The organism is Massilia sp. YIM B02763, from assembly GCF_030412015.1.
Taxonomy (GTDB): domain Bacteria; phylum Pseudomonadota; class Gammaproteobacteria; order Burkholderiales; family Burkholderiaceae_D; genus Telluria.
Genome location: NZ_JASNRD010000012.1, coordinates 153,164 through 169,371, shown reverse-complemented (window position 1 = coordinate 169,371; position 16,208 = coordinate 153,164). Strand labels below are relative to the sequence as shown.

Sequence of the window (16,208 nt, the reverse complement as noted above, 5' to 3'; positions counted from 1 at the left end):
TATATGGCGATCAAGAAGTCAGACCTCTATTCCTCCCTCTGGGCCTCCTGCGATGAACTGCGCGGTGGCATGGATGCCAGCCAGTACAAGGACTACGTCCTGTTCATGCTGTTCATTAAGTACATTAGCGACAAGTATGCCGACAGCGACGACTTCGCGCCGCCGGTGGTCATTCCGCCCGGTGCCAGTTTCAATGACATGATCGCGCTCAAGGGCAAGAGCGACATCGGCGACAAGATCAACACCCAGATCATCCAGCCGCTGATCGATGCCAACAGCCGCCTTGCGCGCAGCGACTTCCCGAACTTCAACGACCCCGAGAAGCTAGGCACCGGCGCCGAGATGGTGGAGCGCCTCACCAACCTGGTGGGCATCTTCCAGAAGCCCGAGTTGGACTTCTCGCAGAACCGCGCCGAGCACGATGACATCCTGGGCGATGCATACGAGTACCTGATGCGCCACTTCGCCACCGAGAGTGGTAAGAGCAAGGGTCAGTTCTACACGCCGTCCGAAGTCAGCCGCGTCATCGCAAAAGTCATCGGCATCTCCCCCGCCAACACTAAGGCCAGCACCACCGCCTACGATCCCACCTGCGGCTCCGGCTCGCTGCTGCTGAAGGTGGCCGCCGAGGCCGGCAAGCACATCACGCTGGAAGGCCAGGAAAAGGACGTGAGCACCGCCGGCCTCGCGCGGATGAACATGATCCTGCACGACTTCCCGACGGCCAACATCCTCAGTGGCAACACGCTGGCCAACCCCAAGTTCAAGGATGGCGAGCAACTGCGCACCTACGACTATGTGGTAGCGAATCCGCCGTTTTCGGACAAGGCGTGGAGCACGGGACTCCTCCCCACCGAAGATCCCTACCAGCGGTTCACCTGGGGCACACCGCCCACGAAACAGGGCGACTACGCCTACCTGCTCCACATCATCCGCAGTATGAAGGCCAACGGGAAGGCGGCCTGCATCCTGCCGCATGGCGTGCTGTTCCGCGGTAATGGGGAAGCCATCATCCGCAGGCAACTGGTCAGTAGCGGCATCCTCAAGGGCATCATCGGCCTGCCGGCCAACCTGTTTTACGGTACCGGGATTCCTGCCTGCATCCTGGTACTGGACAAGGAAAACGCCGCCGCCCGCAAGGGCGTGATGATGATTGACGCCAGCAAGGGTTTCATCAAGGACGGCAACAAGAACCGCCTGCGCGAGCAAGATATACACCGTATCGTCGACAGCTTTCAGAAGCTGGACGACGTGCCCGGCTACGCCCGCATGGTGCCACTCAGCGAGATCGCCAGCGAGAAGAACGACTACAACCTCAACCTGCCGCGCTACATCGACAGCACTGAGACTGAAGACATCCAGGACCTCGACGCGCACTTGAATGGCGGCATCCCGAACCGCGACCTTTTCGGCGCCGCCAGCGCCTTGGCCCCCTACTGGCAGGTGATGCCGGCGCTGCGCGCTGCACTGTTTGCGCCGCTGCGCGAGGGCTATAGCCAGCTCCAGCAACCCGTAGCCGAGATCAAGGCCGCAATTCTGGGGCATGCCGAGTTCCGCGCCTTTCAGGCCACCGTGACCGAGCGCTTTGCCGACTGGCAGATCCGCAACGAGCCGCGCATGAAGGGCATCAAGCAGGGCGACCACCCCAAGGCCTTTATTGAGCTGCTGTCAGAAGACCTGCTGGCCAGCGTCAAGTCCGCGCCGCTGATCGATGCCTACAGCGTTTATCAGCACTTGATGGACTATTGGGCGCAGGTGATGCAAGACGACGTCTATGCGATCGCCCTGGACGGCTGGATGGCCAAGCCGGCACGCATCATCGAAACCGACAAGAAAGGCAAGAAGAAGGACAAGGGTTGGGCCTGCGAGCTGGTGCCCAAGCCGCTGATCGTGGCGCGCTATTTCGCTGCGGAGCAGGCGGCTCTGGACGCCAAGCAGGCCGAGTTGGGCGCGGCGAGCAGCGCGATCACCGAGCTGGAGGAAGAGCACAGCGGTGACGATGCCGTGTTTAGTGGTTTCGATAAGATCAACGCGGTTGCTGTCAAGGAGCGCATCCAGGAAATTGGTGCCGATCCGGACGGTGCCGTCGAACTGAAGGTGTTGAAAGACTGGCTCAAGCTCAGCAGTGATGAAGCGGCCCTGAAGAAGGCCGTAAAGGAGCTGGATGCCCAGCTGGACCAACTGGCCCATGACCAGTACGCTAAGCTCAGCGTCAGCGACATTCAGCGGTTGGTGGTGAATGACAAGTGGCTGGCCCATTTGGCCGCTGATCTGCGAGCCGAACTCGATCGCGTAAGCCAGACGCTAACCCGTCGCATTCGCGAACTGGCTGAGCGCTACGCTATACCGCTGCCCGCCATGGTGGACGAGGTGGAGACCTTGTCAGCCAAGGTGGGTGGGCACCTGAAGCGGATGGGCGTAGTATGGGCATGACGATCAGCGAGGGCGTAGCCCAGGATCCCGACTACCCAGCGGAATGGCGAATTTTGACCATCCAAGATGCTGCTGCGAACACCTCTAACGCCATCGTCGGCGGCCCATTTGGATCAGACCTTGTTTCTGCAGACTACGTGGCCAACGGCGTACCAGTCATTCGGGGCCAGAACATGTCTGGCAAGTTCGTCGATGGAGAATTTGCCTTCGTTTCGCAAAAAAAGGCGAAAGCGCTGGTTGCGAATCTTGCCCGCAGTGGGGACCTAATATTCACCCAGAGAGGCACATTGGGCCAAGTTGCTATTGTTCCACATGCACCGTATGAGAGCTATGTCGTCTCCCAGAGTCAGATGAAACTCACCTTGGACCGGATGCGACATGAACCTACATATGTCTATCACTACTTCAACAGCAATGTCGGACAAAAGCAGATTGGCCTGAGCGCTATCCAGACAGGTGTTCCCCATACCAACCTTGGAATCCTGCGCGGCTACACATTTCCCGCACCGCCTGTCGAGGAGCAACGCGCCATCGCCACCGCCCTCTGCGAAGTCGATGCCCTGATTGCCGGGCTCGAGCGGCTGATCGCCAAGAAGCGCGACATCAAACAGGCCGCGATGCAGCAACTCCTCACTGGCCAAACTCGTCTGCCGGGGTTTAGTGGTACGTGGAAGTTGAAGCGCTTAGGGGATTGCTTGGTCTCGCATCCTGATTACGGCATTAACTCGGCAGCAGTTGAGTACTCTGATCGTTTGCCGACCTATCTCCGAATTACAGATATTACAGAAGATGGATGCTTTAACCCGACTCCACGTGTATCTGTAAACTCAGCTGCTTCAGATCAATACTTACTAAGCGATGGCGATGTCGTTTTTGCCCGAACTGGAGCAAGTGTGGGTAAGTCTTACCGATATCGGCTGACTGACGGTCCCTTGGTATTTGCTGGGTTTCTGATTCGAGTTCGACCAGATTCGGCTTCCCTAAATCCGAAATATCTCGCGGCCTATGCCACTAGTGAGGCTTACTGGAATTGGGTGACGTACGTTTCTATGAGAAGCGGTCAGCCTGGGATCAACGGCAACCAGTTGGCTCAGATGCCAATAGAGTTGCCGCCGGTAGCAGAACAAGCCGCTATTGAAGCCGTCCTCTCCGATATGGACGCCGAGCTGGCTACCCTTGACGCTCGTCTAGCCAAGACCCAAACCTTAAAGCAAGGCATGATGCAAGAACTGCTCACCGGCAGGACTCGTTTGATATGAGCGCCATCACACCACATTACCGCAGCGTGCAGCAGTTGCTTCAAAGTCAGTCGTTCTCCATCGACGAGTACCAGCGCGAGTACAAGTGGGAGAAGGAGAACATCGACGAACTGCTGTCGGACCTGCAGGCCAAATTCTTCAGCCACTACAAACCCGGCGATGAAACCCCTGCAGTAAGCGGCTACGGCGAGTATTTCCTCGGCTCCATCATCGTCAGCAAACGCAATGGCAAGAACTATCTGATCGATGGCCAGCAGCGGGTGACCTCGCTAACGCTGCTGTTGATCTGCCTTTACCGCTTGGCGGAAGTGCAGGGTTTGCCGGTGTCCAAGACGATGGCGCCGCTGATCTTTAGCGACAACCTGGGCCAGCCCAAGTTCAACCTCGACATCCCCGAGCGCCTGCCGGTCATCCAAGCGCTGTTCCAGGGCCAGAGCTATAACCCGGACGGCAAGGACGAATCTATCCGGACCATGTACGCCCGGTACGGTGACATCGAGGCCAACGACCTGCTGGCCGAGCTGGACGACGCGTTGCCGCATTTCATCTACTGGTTGCTGACGCGGGTGGGCTTGATCGAGATCGCCACCGACAACGACAGCTATGCCTACGCCATCTTCGAGACCATGAACGACCGGGGCAAGCCACTGAGCCCGGTGGACATGCTCAAGGCCTACCTACTGGCTCCGATTGAAGAGCCTCAGGCCCGAGTGCAGGCCAACCAGAGCTGGAAGCAGCAGGTGCTGGAGTTGATCTCCTGGGGCGGCAGCCACGAGCCCGAGCGCGACGCGAACTGCATCAAGGCCTGGCTGCGCGCGCAGTACGCCGAGAGCACGCGCGAACGCAAGGCCGGCGCCGTGGACAAGGACTGGGAGCTGATCGGCTCGGTTTTTCATCGGTGGGTGCGCGACCACAGCGTGCAACTGGGCCTGGGCAAGGCACAGGCCAACCAGAAACTGATGGCCGAGAGCTTTCCTTTCTTTGCCAAAGCCTATCGGCGCATCTTGGACGCCAGCAGGCACTACACCCCGGGCCTTGAGGCAATCTACTATAACGCTCACAATGATTTTACGTGGCAGGGCACAGTGGTGTTGGCGCCGCTAGTTGAGACGGATGACGACGAGACAGTGCGCCGCAAGCTGGCCGTTACGGCCACCTACCTGGATATTTGGCTGATGCGCCGGGCGGTGAACTACATCCGTGTTGGGTATTCCAGTGTCTCGTACGCGATGTGGCTGCTGTGCCGCGACATCCGTCGCAAGCCGTTGGCCGAGTTGGTGGACGTACTGAGCCACAAGCTGGCGGAGGACGATGTAACCTTTGCGGGCAGCGAAGCCAGAGGCCGCATCGGCATCGATGGATTGGGGCTGAACCAGTTTAGCCGTCGCTACATTTACCACCTGCTGGCGCGGCTGACGGCGACGACCGAGGCCGGCTCGGGACGCACCGAGTCGTTCGACAAACTGGTCAACCGCCAGGTCAAGAATCCGTTCGACATCGAGCACATTTGGGCCGACAACTTTGACGCGGTGGAGGCGAACTTTGTGGACGAGCAGGAGTTCCAGGAGTGGCGCAACCACGTCGCCTCGCTACTGTTGCTGCCGGCCGACGTGAACCGCAGCCTGCAGGACAAGCCCTTCGCCCATAAGCGCGCGCACTACGCCAAGCAGAACTTTTATGCGGCCAGCCTCGACGCCAGCGCCTACCAGCATCAACCCCAATTCCGGCAGTTTGCTGCTGTCCATCAGCTGCCGTTCAAGGCCTTCGACAACTTTACTAAGCAAGAACAGCGAGCCCGGCGCGAGTTGGTGGCCGCCTTGGTGGAGCTCGTATGGTCACCACAGCGCTTGCAGGAAGCCGCCATATGACCCCGCCACTACGCCCCGAACGCGTGACTCAAAACCGTATCGTCAAGTGGATCTGCGCGCCGGTCCCGGCTGGTGGCCTGGGCTATGCCAACCTGGGCGACTGGAGCAAGCGGGCGGACAACCGGTGCATCGAGGCGGCGTACCTGCGCGAGAACCTGATGTCGCGCGGCTATTCGGAGGTGCACGTCTCGCAGGCCATCCAAAAGTTGATGGCTGCAGCAGACGCTACCGGCATTACGCTCTATCAAGCCAACTTGCGTACCTACCAGCTGCTGCGCTATGGCGTGCCGGTGCAAGTAGCGGCGGGGATGCCGCATGAGACGGTTCACCTTATCGACTGGGCCACGCCGGCGAACAACCAATTCGCGCTGGCCGAGGAGGTTACCCTCAAAGGTGGGCACGAGCGCCGGCCCGACATCGTGCTTTACGTGAATGGCATCGCGCTGGCGGTAGTGGAACTCAAGCGCAGCTCGGTGGACGTGGCCAATGGCATTCGCCAGCTCATCACGAACCAGGAAGAGATTTTCAACCTGGGCTTCTTCAGCACGGTGCAGTTGGTGCTGGCAGGCAGCGATTCGCAAGGTCTGCGCTATGGCACCACGGGCACGCCGGAAAAGTTCTTCGTCGAATGGAAGCACCACCGGGTGGGTAGCGACACCACTGCCCCTTCCGAAGGTGAGTTACTGGACAGGCCGCTCAGCCAGATGCTGGCCCCAGCTCGACTGCTGGACCTGCTGCGCAACTTCGTGATTTTCGATGCGGGTCAGAAGAAGGTGCCGCGCCTGCATCAATTTGAAGGCGTGAAGGCCGCGCAGGAGCGAATCAATAAGCAGGAAGGCGGCGTGATCTGGCACACTCAGGGCAGTGGCAAAAGCATTCTGATGGTGTTGATTGCCAAGTGGTTGCTGGAACACGACCCGGATGCGCGCATTCTAATAGTGACGGACCGGGATGAGCTGGACAAGCAGATCGAGGGCGTCATGAAGAACGCCGGGGTGATCGGGGCGGAGGCGCCGTCGCCCCGCATTCAATCGCGCCGCGACTTGGTAGAGAAGCTGGGCTCCGCATCGCCGCGGCTGATGTGCGCACTGATCCACAAGATCGACGCGTCCGATCTGAAGGGCGAGCCGCCCAAGCTGGCGGGTCGCTTCTACGTGTTTGTGGACGAATGCCACCGCACCCAGGGCGGCGACATGAACAAGCAGATGAAGCGCTGGCTGGCCAGCGCCATCTTCATCGGCTTCACCGGAACGCCGCTCTTGCGCCGCGACAGGCAGACCACGCGCGACGTGTTTGGCAGCTTCATCCACACCTACAAGTTCAACGAGGCCGTGGCCGACAAGGTGGTGCTGGACTTGAAGTACGAGGCCCGTGCGGTGCCGCAGCGCCTGACCTCGCCCAAGGCGGTGGACGACTGGTTTGAGAAGGCCGCCAAGGGCCTCAACAACTACCAGAAGTCGATGCTCCGCAAGCGCTGGGCCACGATGGAAGAGCTGATGAGTTCGGGTGAGCGCAAACAGCGCATTCTGGCCGACATCATTCACGATTTCGGCGTTCGGACCAGGCTGAGCAACGGCCGCGGCACAGCGATCCTGGTGGCGGCCTCGATCTATGACGCCTGCCACTACTACCGGTTGTTCCAGAATACGAACTTTGGCAAGCACTGCGGGATCATCACCTCGTTCGAGCCGAACCACAACGCTATCTCGCAAGAGCCCAAGGATAGTGATGAACGCTATAAATTCGACACCTACACCCAGCATGTTCTGAAGGGGGGCCAGACGACCACCCAGTATGAGGCAGAGATGAAGCGCCGCTTCATCAAGGAACCGGCCAACCTCAAACTGCTGATCGTGGTGAGCAAGCTGCTGACCGGCTTCGATGCGCCCAGCTGCACCTACATCTACCTGGACAACGAGCTGCGTGACCACAACCTGTTTCAGGCCATCTGCCGCACAAATCGGCTGGACGGCGAGGACAAGGACTACGGTCATATCGTCGACTACAAGGAATTGTTCAGCAAAGTGCAGAACGCGATTGCAGTCTACACCTCGGATGAGCTGGACACGGAGACCTGCGGCGACGACGGCAACGTGATCGTCAAGGACTGGCGCGACGAGGGCAAGACCAAGCTCGATGCAGCACGCGAGGCGCTGATCTACCTTTGCGCGCCGGTCAAGCAACCGCAGGGCATTGAGCAGCACATTCACTATTTCTGCGGCAGTGTGGCAGATGCAGCCGCGCTGAGCGACACCGAGCCACTGCGCATTGCCTTCTACAAGGCTGTAGCGGCCTATGTGCGCGCCTATGCGGACTTGGCACAGAACTTGGATGAGGCGGGCTACAGCGCGAAACAGATCGAGACCTTCGAGAAGGAGACGGCCTTTTACAGCGAGGCGCGCGCCGCGATCAAGAACCACTCTGGAGAGGAACTGGACATTAAGCCTTTTGAGGCGGACATGCGCCACCTCATCAATACATACATCCAGGCCGATCCGGCGGACTTGCTGGGTGACTTGAGTTCGCTGTCCTTGACCGAGCTGATCATCGAAACAGGCATCCACGATGCGATTGCCAAGAAACTCAACGAGAAGGGCAAGCTATCGCGCAACGCGATTGCGGAAGGTATTATCAACAACGTCCGCAAGACCATCATCCGTGACGAGTTGACTGATCCGAAGTTCTATGAACAGATGTCAAAGCTGCTGGAAGACCTGATCAAGCAGAAGCGAGACGATACAGAGAGCTATGAGGAGTTCTTGAAGAACGCCGAAGCTTTGGCTAAAAAGCTGGGCAGTCACGGCCAAGACAGCAACACGTTACCGGCCGCACTTCAAGGCAATAAGGAGGCGGCAGTCCTGTACAACAACTTGCCTAGCATCCTGGCCGCTGTGCCGGAGAACACTGTGGCGGAACCCGCGGCGCCATATGGCGACGAATACTTAGCCTTGGCGCTGATGCTGGACAAAGCTATTCGTGAGAAGGCGCCGGCGGACTGGAAAGGTGACTCTGCGCGGGAGGCCCAAGTGCTGAATGCCATCTATCCGATCATGAAGAAGAACAAGGCTGCCACCCTGGCCATATTCGAGATCATCAAGAACCAGCCAGGGTACTGATGAGCGAAGAGATTGTCTTGGGGGTGCTAAGGATCGAATTGATCCGCAAGGGCGTAAAAAACGTACACCTCACCGTACATCCGCCAGATGGACGCGTCAGCCTGGTGGCCCCGCAGAGCACTCGTACAGAGGTGGCCCGCGCGTATGCCATCTCCAAGCTCGCGTGGATTCGCCAGCAGCAGGAAACACTCAAAGCCCAAGCGCGCGAGACACCTCGCCAGTTCCGTGAGCGTGAGAGCCATGAGCTATGGGGGCGCCGCCATCTGATGACCGTAGTAGAAGCTGACGTGACGCCCTTCGTCAAATTGGACCACAAGCGCATCACGCTTTCAGTGCGCCCTGGGCACGATTTGGCTAAACGTGCTGAGGTGATGCATGCTTGGCACAAATCCCTACTGCATGCGTTGGTGCCGCAGCTGATCGCGAAATGGGAGCCCATATTGGGTGTGCAAGTGGCGGGCTACTTCCTACAGCGCATGAAAACCAAGTGGGGCAGTTGCAATCACCGTGCAGGCAACATTCGTCTCAACACCGAGTTGGTGAAGAAGCCCAAGGATCTTGTGGAGTATGTCGTGGTGCATGAGATGCTTCACTTGCTTGAGCCAACACACAACGAACGCTTTGTCACTCTACTTGACCAACACTGGCCGCGCTGGCGTGAGTCACGTGCTGAGCTAAATGCCCTGCCTTTAGGACACCAAAGCTGGGGACGGTGATGTTTGCGATCGGGCTCACTGTAGAGATTCTTAATCATCATGTAGCGGGTTTAAGTCCTGCTGCCGCTACCTGCAAAATCAGGCACTTAGCCTGGCCTCCATGGTCGAGCTTTTACGTTCTTAGTGACTGGTTCCCACGGACTGCGCAATACTCGTCCTTGCTTGATCGTTTAGTGACATGGGGGCGTAAGTAAACGCCGAGTGTTTTTAGCTTCGCTTAGTGATTGAGCCAGAAACCGTCCAGATTTCGTTCAGTTCACATGCGTGCAGTGACGGTTTGCAACGGTCTTTTCCAACGCAAGCCGTTGAACTGACGTACAGTGACGATCGATCGCAACGTCCAAGACGCACTCATAATCCGTTGGTGCCCGGTTCGACTCCGGGGAGGCCTACCAAAACATCCATCGTAACGTCAGGGGCTTGAGTGAAATTCGCTAAGCCCCTGATGCTTTTCCAGGCACCGTATCGACCGCCGCTGCCGCTCGCCGTTCACCCACCTCACGCGCGCATGCCGCGCGTGTCCGATATCCAGGCAAAGCAGCACGCCAATCGCAACCACAGCACCCAACACCGGCACGCCGAAAGCCAGCCCCTTCATGCCCAGCACAACCTCGGGCGACTGCGCAGTGCCCGGCACATATCCCAGCGCCGCCAGCGTCCACCCAACGGTCGCCAGCGCCGCCGCGCCACCACCTTTGAGCAATACCAGCATGAGGGCAAACGCAATGGTCTCGCGCCGCTCGCGGTAACGGAATTCAGCGAAGTCGATGATGTCCGCCAGGATCCCCCACGGCAGCATGAAGACGCCCGCCAATCCGATGCCCGCCAGCGCGGCGCATGCGTACAGCAATGGACGATGCGTGCCCGCCGCGCGAACAAGACGATGCCGGCGGCGACGACGGCGTGGCTAGCCGCGAGCAACTTGGTCTTGTCATGGCGTCGCACAAGCGCGGTCCAGAGCGTCGCGCCGGCGATCTGGCTGACGGCCAGCGTCAGCAGCACGTGGCCTGCGAAGGCGCCATCCTGCAGGACATAGGTGCACAGGTAGAGCAGGGTCTTGCCGAACATCGGTATCGCGAAGCCGGTGACCAGCGCCACCGCCGCGAGCGCGCCATACAGCCGGTCGGGTTTCGGCACCAGGCGTCGCGCGGGTGCAGGCGCGGGCGGCGCGTGGCGCGTACGGCATGCAGCATGGGACGACCAGGCCGAGACCAGCAGCGTCGCGCAGAACAGCAAACCGGCGCCGACACCCAGCCAGGCGATGCGTCCGGCGGTCGACGCGTTCCCGGCGACGTGCATCGCCGGTGCGACGACCGTGGCCACGACGATTGATGCGCTGGCGCTGAACAGCGTGCGGTAGCCCGACGCCCGTCCACGCGCGTGGCTGTCGGTCGTCACGCGGGCCAGCAGGGTGTTGTGGGGAACGTCGATCAGTGCGAAGGTGGCCCGCAGCGCCAGCAGCAGGGCGGCGATCAGGGCAAACGTCTTCACGTGCAGCAGCGGCAGCGCATACAGCGCGCCGAACGCAAGAGAGCACGGCACCACGCACAGCGCAATCAGGCGCGGATAGTCGATGCCGTGGCGTTCGGCCCATACCGCCACGACGCCGGCGCCGAGGTCGAACGCGAGATCGCCCACGAGCACGACCAGCATGAGCAGGCTGACGTCGTGGGCCGGCATCCCGATGATGTCGGTCAGGAGGAACAGCAGCGTGACGTCGATACTGCCGAGGAAGATCGCCTTGCCAAAGTTGCCCGACGCGTAGCCGATGACGTGGCGGTCGTTCTTCAGCTGGGCGATGGTGGATCCACGTTCTGGCATCGCGCCGATACTACGCGACGACGATGACAATTCGATGTACGCGCTACTGGTGCACGAGGGCGGTCGCCGCATGGATCGACAGCAGCGCGGCGCCCAGCGCGATGGCGCTGCCGCCCAGCTTGGACACCCGTACCTGGCCGCGTTCCCGGTAGTCCGGCCAGCGCAGGGGCAGGGCGTTCAGGCGCGCCGCCAGGCGCGCCACGACCCATTCCGGCAGCGGGCTGGAAAACACGATGTCGTCCGGGTCGAACCAGGCGATGGCGCCGTTGACGAGTCCTTCCAGTTGGCCGGCGGCGCGGTCCAGCCATCGTTCGATGACGTCGGCGTAGCCGTCCGTGAGTTCGTCGAAGCGTGCCACCGACTCGATGGGGCAGCCGGCTGCGCGCAGCACGGACAGCAGGTCCAGCGTGCTCGGGCGCGGCGCGTCGCCAGGATACAGCCGCCCGATTTCGCCCGCGCCGCCGAACTCGCCCCGGACCAGGCGGCCTTCCTCGATCACGCCGGCACCGATGCCGTAGCCCAGCAGGATCAGGACGACGGTCGCCGCCTTGCCCACGGTGCCGTTCAGGTAGTACTCGGCCAGCGCCGCCGCCTTGGCGTCGTTTTCCAGCAGGACGGTCGTCCCCAGCGCCTCGTCGAGCATGCGCCGCAGGGGCACGTCGCGCCATCCCGGCAGTTCCATGACGGTATGCCAGCGCTCGCCCATGCGTGTCATCGCCGGTCCCGGCACGCCGATGCCGATGCCGAGGAAGCGCATGCCCAGCAGCCGGTGCTGCACCGACAGGGCGTGGATGCGCTGTTCCAGGATGCCGGCAAATTCGGCCGGATCGGGCGCGCCGACCTGCTCGCTGCTGAGGGCGATGATGCCGCCAGCAAAATCGACGAGCGCGATCTCGAGCACGCCCTTGTGCACCGTTGCACCCGCCGCGAAACCGCCCGTGGCGGCAATGCCGAGGGGGACCGTCGGCCGGCCGCGCGCGGGCGCGTCGGCCGCGGCGCGTTCCTCGACCAGCCCCAGGCTGATCAGGTTGTGCGACAGCTTCGTCAGTGCCGAGTTGCTCACTTGGAGCGCCAGCGCCAGCTCCGTACGCGGCATCGCGCCCTTCGTGCGCAGATGCCAGAGCAGGCGTTTTTCTTCCGACAGCAGGTGCAGGCGCGTCGCCTTCATCGTCCCACCCCGATCCATGACAAGGAGATTAATCTATTTATTTTACAAGTAATAAATAAAGCGGTCAAAATTCCTCCTTATCCTGCGGCTCGATATCGACCCATCGACCAGGAGTAATACATGATCAGGAAGAAAACGACAGTCGCCGTCGGCTGTGCACTGGCCGCGCTGGCCTGTCCGGCCTTCGCACAGGAGAGCGCACCGGCATCGCAGGCCGCGGACGCCAGCGCCGACACGGGCGACGGCCAGGTCGTCGTCGTCACCGGCTCGGCGCGTCCGCAGCGCCGTTTCGACGTGTCCTATGCAGTCAACGCGCTGTCGCAAAGCGACATCCAGAAGCTCGCGCCGCAGAACATGGCGGACTTGCTCGGCAAGATGCCCGGCATCCAGGTCGAGGCCACGGGTGGCGAAGTGCAGAACGTCACGCGTGTGCGCGGCATTCCTACCGACGACGGCTACGCGCTGTTCCAGCAGGACGGCCTGCCGCTGATGACCGAAATTAACGGCTTCTTCTTCCGTGGCGACAGCATGAACCGCTACGACCTGATGACGAAGTCCATCGAGGTGGTGCGTGGCGGTCCGGCGCCGATCTATGCCAGCCAGGCGGCCGCCATCGTCAACAACACGACGGTGACCGGCACGGACAAGACGAAGGGCAAGGCCCAGCTGACGGTCGGCACGACGGGCCTCAAGCGCCTCGACGCCTACCAGTCCGGCAAGATCGACGACCGCACCTTCTATGCGATCGGCGGCTTCGTGCGCAAGGACGACGGCCACCGCGACAACGGCTTCCCGAACGACCAGGGCGGCCAACTCCGCGCCAACATCAAGCGCGTGACGGATGCGGGCACGTTCAAGGTCAGCGCCAACTACCTGAACGACCACAACGTCTTCTACCTGCCGATTCCGACGGCCGACCCGCGCAATCCGTCCGTGTCGCTCGACCCGTACATCGATTACTTCAAGGGCACGCTGAATTCGCCGGCGCTGCGCAACGTCCCGCAGAAATACCTGGACGGTACGGGGACGCTGCAGACCGACCGGCGCGACCTGGCCAACGGCCGCCACCTGGAGTTCGGCAACATCGGCCTGCAGTACGACGGCGAACTGGGGCCATGGCAGCTCTCCGTCAAGGGCGGCCTGACCAAGGGCAGCCTCGATTTCGACGCGTTCTATTCCACCTCGAACCCGGTCGACGCGCGCACCTTCGCCAGCGGCTTCCTGGGCGCCGCGAAAACGGCCTTCGGTCCGGTCGACCACCTGGGCTACGCCTATGCGGGCACGAACGGCAGCCAGGCCTACGATCCGTATGGCGCCTCCGGCCTCGTCATGCAGGGCCAGTACCGCGCTGCGGGCGCCGACTTCCGGTCGAACCAGGTCGACGCCAATGTCACCCGCACCTTCCATACCGGCATGGGCAGCCACGATGTCAAGGCCGGTTTCTACGGCAGCGTCTACGCCACCACCAGCAAGTCGGTCTACAACGACATGCTGATCGAAGTGAAGGGCCAGCCGCGCACCCTCGACCTGGTCGCCTACGGTGCCAACGGCGCCGTGCTGGGATCGGTGACGGACAATGGCGTGCTGCGCTACGCGACGACGTTGAACCAGGGCGACGTGCATGCGCGCATGGGCGCGCTGTACCTGAACGACACCTGGGACGTCACGGATCGCCTGCGCCTGGACGCCGGCGTGCGCACCGAGCGCTATCACTACGACGGCTACGCGCTGCTGACCCGCCAGGCCAACCTGGGCGATGCGGCCACGCTGGCCGACGACACCACGCGCGCGTTCACGGGCCAGCGCCAATCGCATGTCTACACACCGCATACGACCAACTGGACGCTGGGCGCCAACTACGACTTTAGCGCGCGCCTGGGCGGCTACGCGCGCGTGTCGCACCTCGAGGTGCCGCCGACGATGAACGTGGCGTCGACGGTCGATCCGTTGGTGCTGACCACGAAGGCCGACCAGTACGAAGTGGGCTTCAAGGCCACCTTCGGCCGGTCCTACCTGTACGTCACCGGCTTCTATACGGAGTTCGATCCGCTGAATGCCTCGTTCGCGGCGTTCAACCCGGCCACGGGCCGCAACGACCAGACCGTGCCGTTCTTCGGCAAGGCCGTCGTGCGCGGCGCGGAAGCGGACGGCGCCTGGTATATCACCGACCGCTTCGCCGTGAACGCCTCGCTGACGCTGCAGGATCCGCAGTACCGCAACTTCGTCAGCGCCACCGGCGCCGATCCGTCCAAGGTGGTCGGCAACCAGATCATCCGCGAGCCCAAGGTATTCGGCAACGTCCGCCCGACCTACAGCTTCAGCGTCGCCGGCAACCAGGTCGACGTCTACGGCAGCTATGCCTACACGGGCAAGCGCTACGTCGACTTCTTCATGGCGACCGAACTGCCGGCGTACCACTCGGTGGGAGCGGGGATCACGCTCACGCGCGGCGACTGGCAATTCCAGCTCACCGGCGACAACCTGACGAATGCCAAGGGTCTCACCGAAGGCAATACCCGCACCGATACGCTGGCGGGGCAGGGTAGCAGCACGGCCATCTACGGCCGTCCCGTGTTCGGCCGCAGCGGCCGCTTCTCGATCAGCAAGGCATGGTGACCCGATGTTCAAACGACTCCTGACCACGGCCGCACTGGCCACCGTATCGTTCGCGGCGCTTCCCCTGCAGGCCGCGCCGGCCGCCGACCAGCAATGGGCGCTGATGGCCACGCGCATGTTCCCCTTCGTCGCCAGCGTCAAGGCCGGCGCCGGCCAGCCGCCGGCGGCGCTGGCCGCCGTGCTGGAGGCGCGCCGGAAACGCATCGACGCGTGCCAGCTGGCGCCCAAGTGCCTGTTCCTGGCCGCGACCTGGAACGATGCCGAAATGGACGCGGTGGCGGCCGCCGTGCCGCCGTCGGCCAACCAGCCGGTGCTCGCCGACGACGGCATCAAGGCCCAGGTGGTGCGCGAACTGCGCGGCCTGAACGCGGTGCTGCAGACCTATGGCTTCGGCACCCAGACGCGTTACCCGATGATCGACGGCCCCGTGGAGCAGACCGGCGGCGCCGACTTCAAGGCGCTCGTGGCCGATGCCATCTGGCTGGCCGACGCCGGCAAGAACGATCCGGCCGTGCGCCTGGACCCGAGCCTCGCGCTGGCCATCGCGCTGATCGACGTCAACGAGCGCCACGACGCCGTGGCCTTCGAGCCGCTCGACACGGCCCATAACGCGGCGCCGTTCGCGCTGGCGCGCACGCTCGACTGGAAGCGCTACCGCTACAGCGCGATCATCATCCCGGGTGTGGGACCGGAGAACCCGACGATTCCGTTGAGCGCGCGCGGCAAACTGCACCTGCAACTGGCGGCGCGACGCTTCGCGCAGGGCGACGTCGCCTTCATCATCACCAGCGGCGCGGCCGTGCATCCGAAGGGATCGCATTTCGTCGAAGCGGTGGAGATGCGCAAGGCGCTGGTCGAGCGTTACCACATCCCGGCCGAGCGCATTGTCATCGAACCGTACGCGCGCCACACGACGACCAACCTGCGCAATGCCACGCGCCGCCTGCACGCGATGGGCGCACCGCTCGACAAGCCGACGCTGATCGTCGCCAACGCCGACCAGAGCCGCTACATCACGAGCCCGGAGTTCGCGGCGCGCAATCCGGCGGAGCTGGGCTATGACCCCGGAACGCTCGGGACGCGGTTCTCGCCGTACGAGGTGGAGTTCACGCCGTCGCTGCATTCGCTGCGTGTCGATCCCTGGGATCCGCTCGATCCCTGATCCCGTTCGCGGCAGGACGATTTTTCGTTCTGCCGTTCCACATGTATCA

At 62.1% G+C, this 16,208-nt stretch carries 9 protein-coding genes and 1 pseudogene; 7 read left to right on the top strand and 3 right to left on the bottom strand.

The features are described from left to right. Positions 1–3 precede the first annotated feature (3 nt). The 5 genes from QPK32_RS16480 to QPK32_RS16460 are packed head-to-tail and all read left to right on the top strand — an operon-like array spanning position 4 to position 9,392. Positions 4–2,433 carry an N-6 DNA methylase gene (locus QPK32_RS16480; RefSeq protein WP_290413877.1) on the top strand — a complete coding sequence of 810 codons (2,430 nt, stop codon included), beginning with the start codon at positions 4–6 and terminating at the stop codon, positions 2,431–2,433. Then, positions 2,424–3,692: a restriction endonuclease subunit S gene (locus QPK32_RS16475; RefSeq protein WP_290413876.1), complete on the top strand. Its 1,269-nt coding sequence runs from the start codon at positions 2,424–2,426 to the stop codon at positions 3,690–3,692. Before QPK32_RS16480 ends, QPK32_RS16475 begins: the two co-directional genes overlap by 10 nt. Then, a complete protein-coding gene (locus QPK32_RS16470) occupies positions 3,689–5,560 on the top strand; it encodes a DUF262 domain-containing protein (protein WP_290413875.1) in 1,872 nt (623 codons plus the stop codon). The genes QPK32_RS16475 and QPK32_RS16470 overlap by 4 nt, the downstream gene beginning before the upstream one ends. Further along, a complete protein-coding gene (locus QPK32_RS16465; RefSeq protein ID WP_290413874.1) occupies positions 5,524–8,676 on the top strand; it encodes a type I restriction endonuclease subunit R in 3,153 nt (1,050 codons plus the stop codon). Before QPK32_RS16470 ends, QPK32_RS16465 begins: the two co-directional genes overlap by 37 nt. Then, the gene (locus QPK32_RS16460; protein ID WP_290413873.1) at positions 8,676–9,392 is read left to right on the top strand and encodes a M48 family metallopeptidase; all 717 of its coding nucleotides are present in this window, start codon (positions 8,676–8,678) and stop codon (positions 9,390–9,392) included. Before QPK32_RS16465 ends, QPK32_RS16460 begins: the two co-directional genes overlap by 1 nt. 412 nt (positions 9,393–9,804) lie before the next feature. On the opposite strand, the gene QPK32_RS26710 is transcribed toward QPK32_RS16460, so the two are convergent. The 3 genes and pseudogenes from QPK32_RS26710 to QPK32_RS16450 form a co-directional block, all read right to left on the bottom strand. Then, entirely contained in the window at positions 9,805–10,206 is a 402-nt protein-coding gene (locus tag QPK32_RS26710) for an MFS transporter (protein WP_374046758.1), read from the bottom strand. Positions 10,207–10,277: 71 nt separating this feature from the next. Next, positions 10,278–11,213 (bottom strand): annotated as a pseudogene (locus QPK32_RS16455) (MFS transporter); the annotation flags it as partial. Positions 11,214–11,256: 43 nt separating this feature from the next. Continuing rightward, positions 11,257–12,381 carry an ROK family protein gene (locus tag QPK32_RS16450; protein WP_290413871.1) on the bottom strand — a complete coding sequence of 375 codons (1,125 nt, stop codon included), beginning with the start codon at positions 12,379–12,381 and terminating at the stop codon, positions 11,257–11,259. Positions 12,382–12,501: 120 nt separating this feature from the next. Between QPK32_RS16450 and QPK32_RS16445 the strand changes: the two genes are divergently transcribed. Further along, positions 12,502–14,997 (top strand): TonB-dependent receptor, encoded by a 2,496-nt coding sequence (locus QPK32_RS16445; RefSeq protein ID WP_290413870.1) that lies wholly within the window; start codon positions 12,502–12,504, stop codon positions 14,995–14,997. Between the two features lie 4 nt (positions 14,998–15,001). Then, positions 15,002–16,159, top strand: coding sequence for a YdcF family protein (locus QPK32_RS16440; RefSeq protein ID WP_290413869.1), 1,158 nt, complete (start codon positions 15,002–15,004; stop codon positions 16,157–16,159). Positions 16,160–16,208: the final 49 nt, after the last annotated feature.

Excerpts from the sequence above, each read along its gene's own strand:
- QPK32_RS16480 (WP_290413877.1), top strand. The coding sequence starts at position 4 with ATGGCGATCAAGAAGTCAGACCTCTATTCCTCCCTCTGGGCCTCCTGC.
- QPK32_RS16475 (WP_290413876.1), top strand. The coding sequence starts at position 2,424 with ATGGGCATGACGATCAGCGAGGGCGTAGCCCAGGATCCCGACTACCCA.
- QPK32_RS16470 (WP_290413875.1), top strand. The coding sequence starts at position 3,689 with ATGAGCGCCATCACACCACATTACCGCAGCGTGCAGCAGTTGCTTCAA.
- QPK32_RS16465 (WP_290413874.1), top strand. The coding sequence starts at position 5,524 with ATGGTCACCACAGCGCTTGCAGGAAGCCGCCATATGACCCCGCCACTA.
- QPK32_RS16460 (WP_290413873.1), top strand. The coding sequence starts at position 8,676 with ATGAGCGAAGAGATTGTCTTGGGGGTGCTAAGGATCGAATTGATCCGC.
- QPK32_RS16450 (WP_290413871.1), bottom strand. The coding sequence starts at position 12,381 with ATGAAGGCGACGCGCCTGCACCTGCTGTCGGAAGAAAAACGCCTGCTC.
- QPK32_RS16445 (WP_290413870.1), top strand. The coding sequence starts at position 12,502 with ATGATCAGGAAGAAAACGACAGTCGCCGTCGGCTGTGCACTGGCCGCG.
- QPK32_RS16440 (WP_290413869.1), top strand. The coding sequence starts at position 15,002 with ATGTTCAAACGACTCCTGACCACGGCCGCACTGGCCACCGTATCGTTC.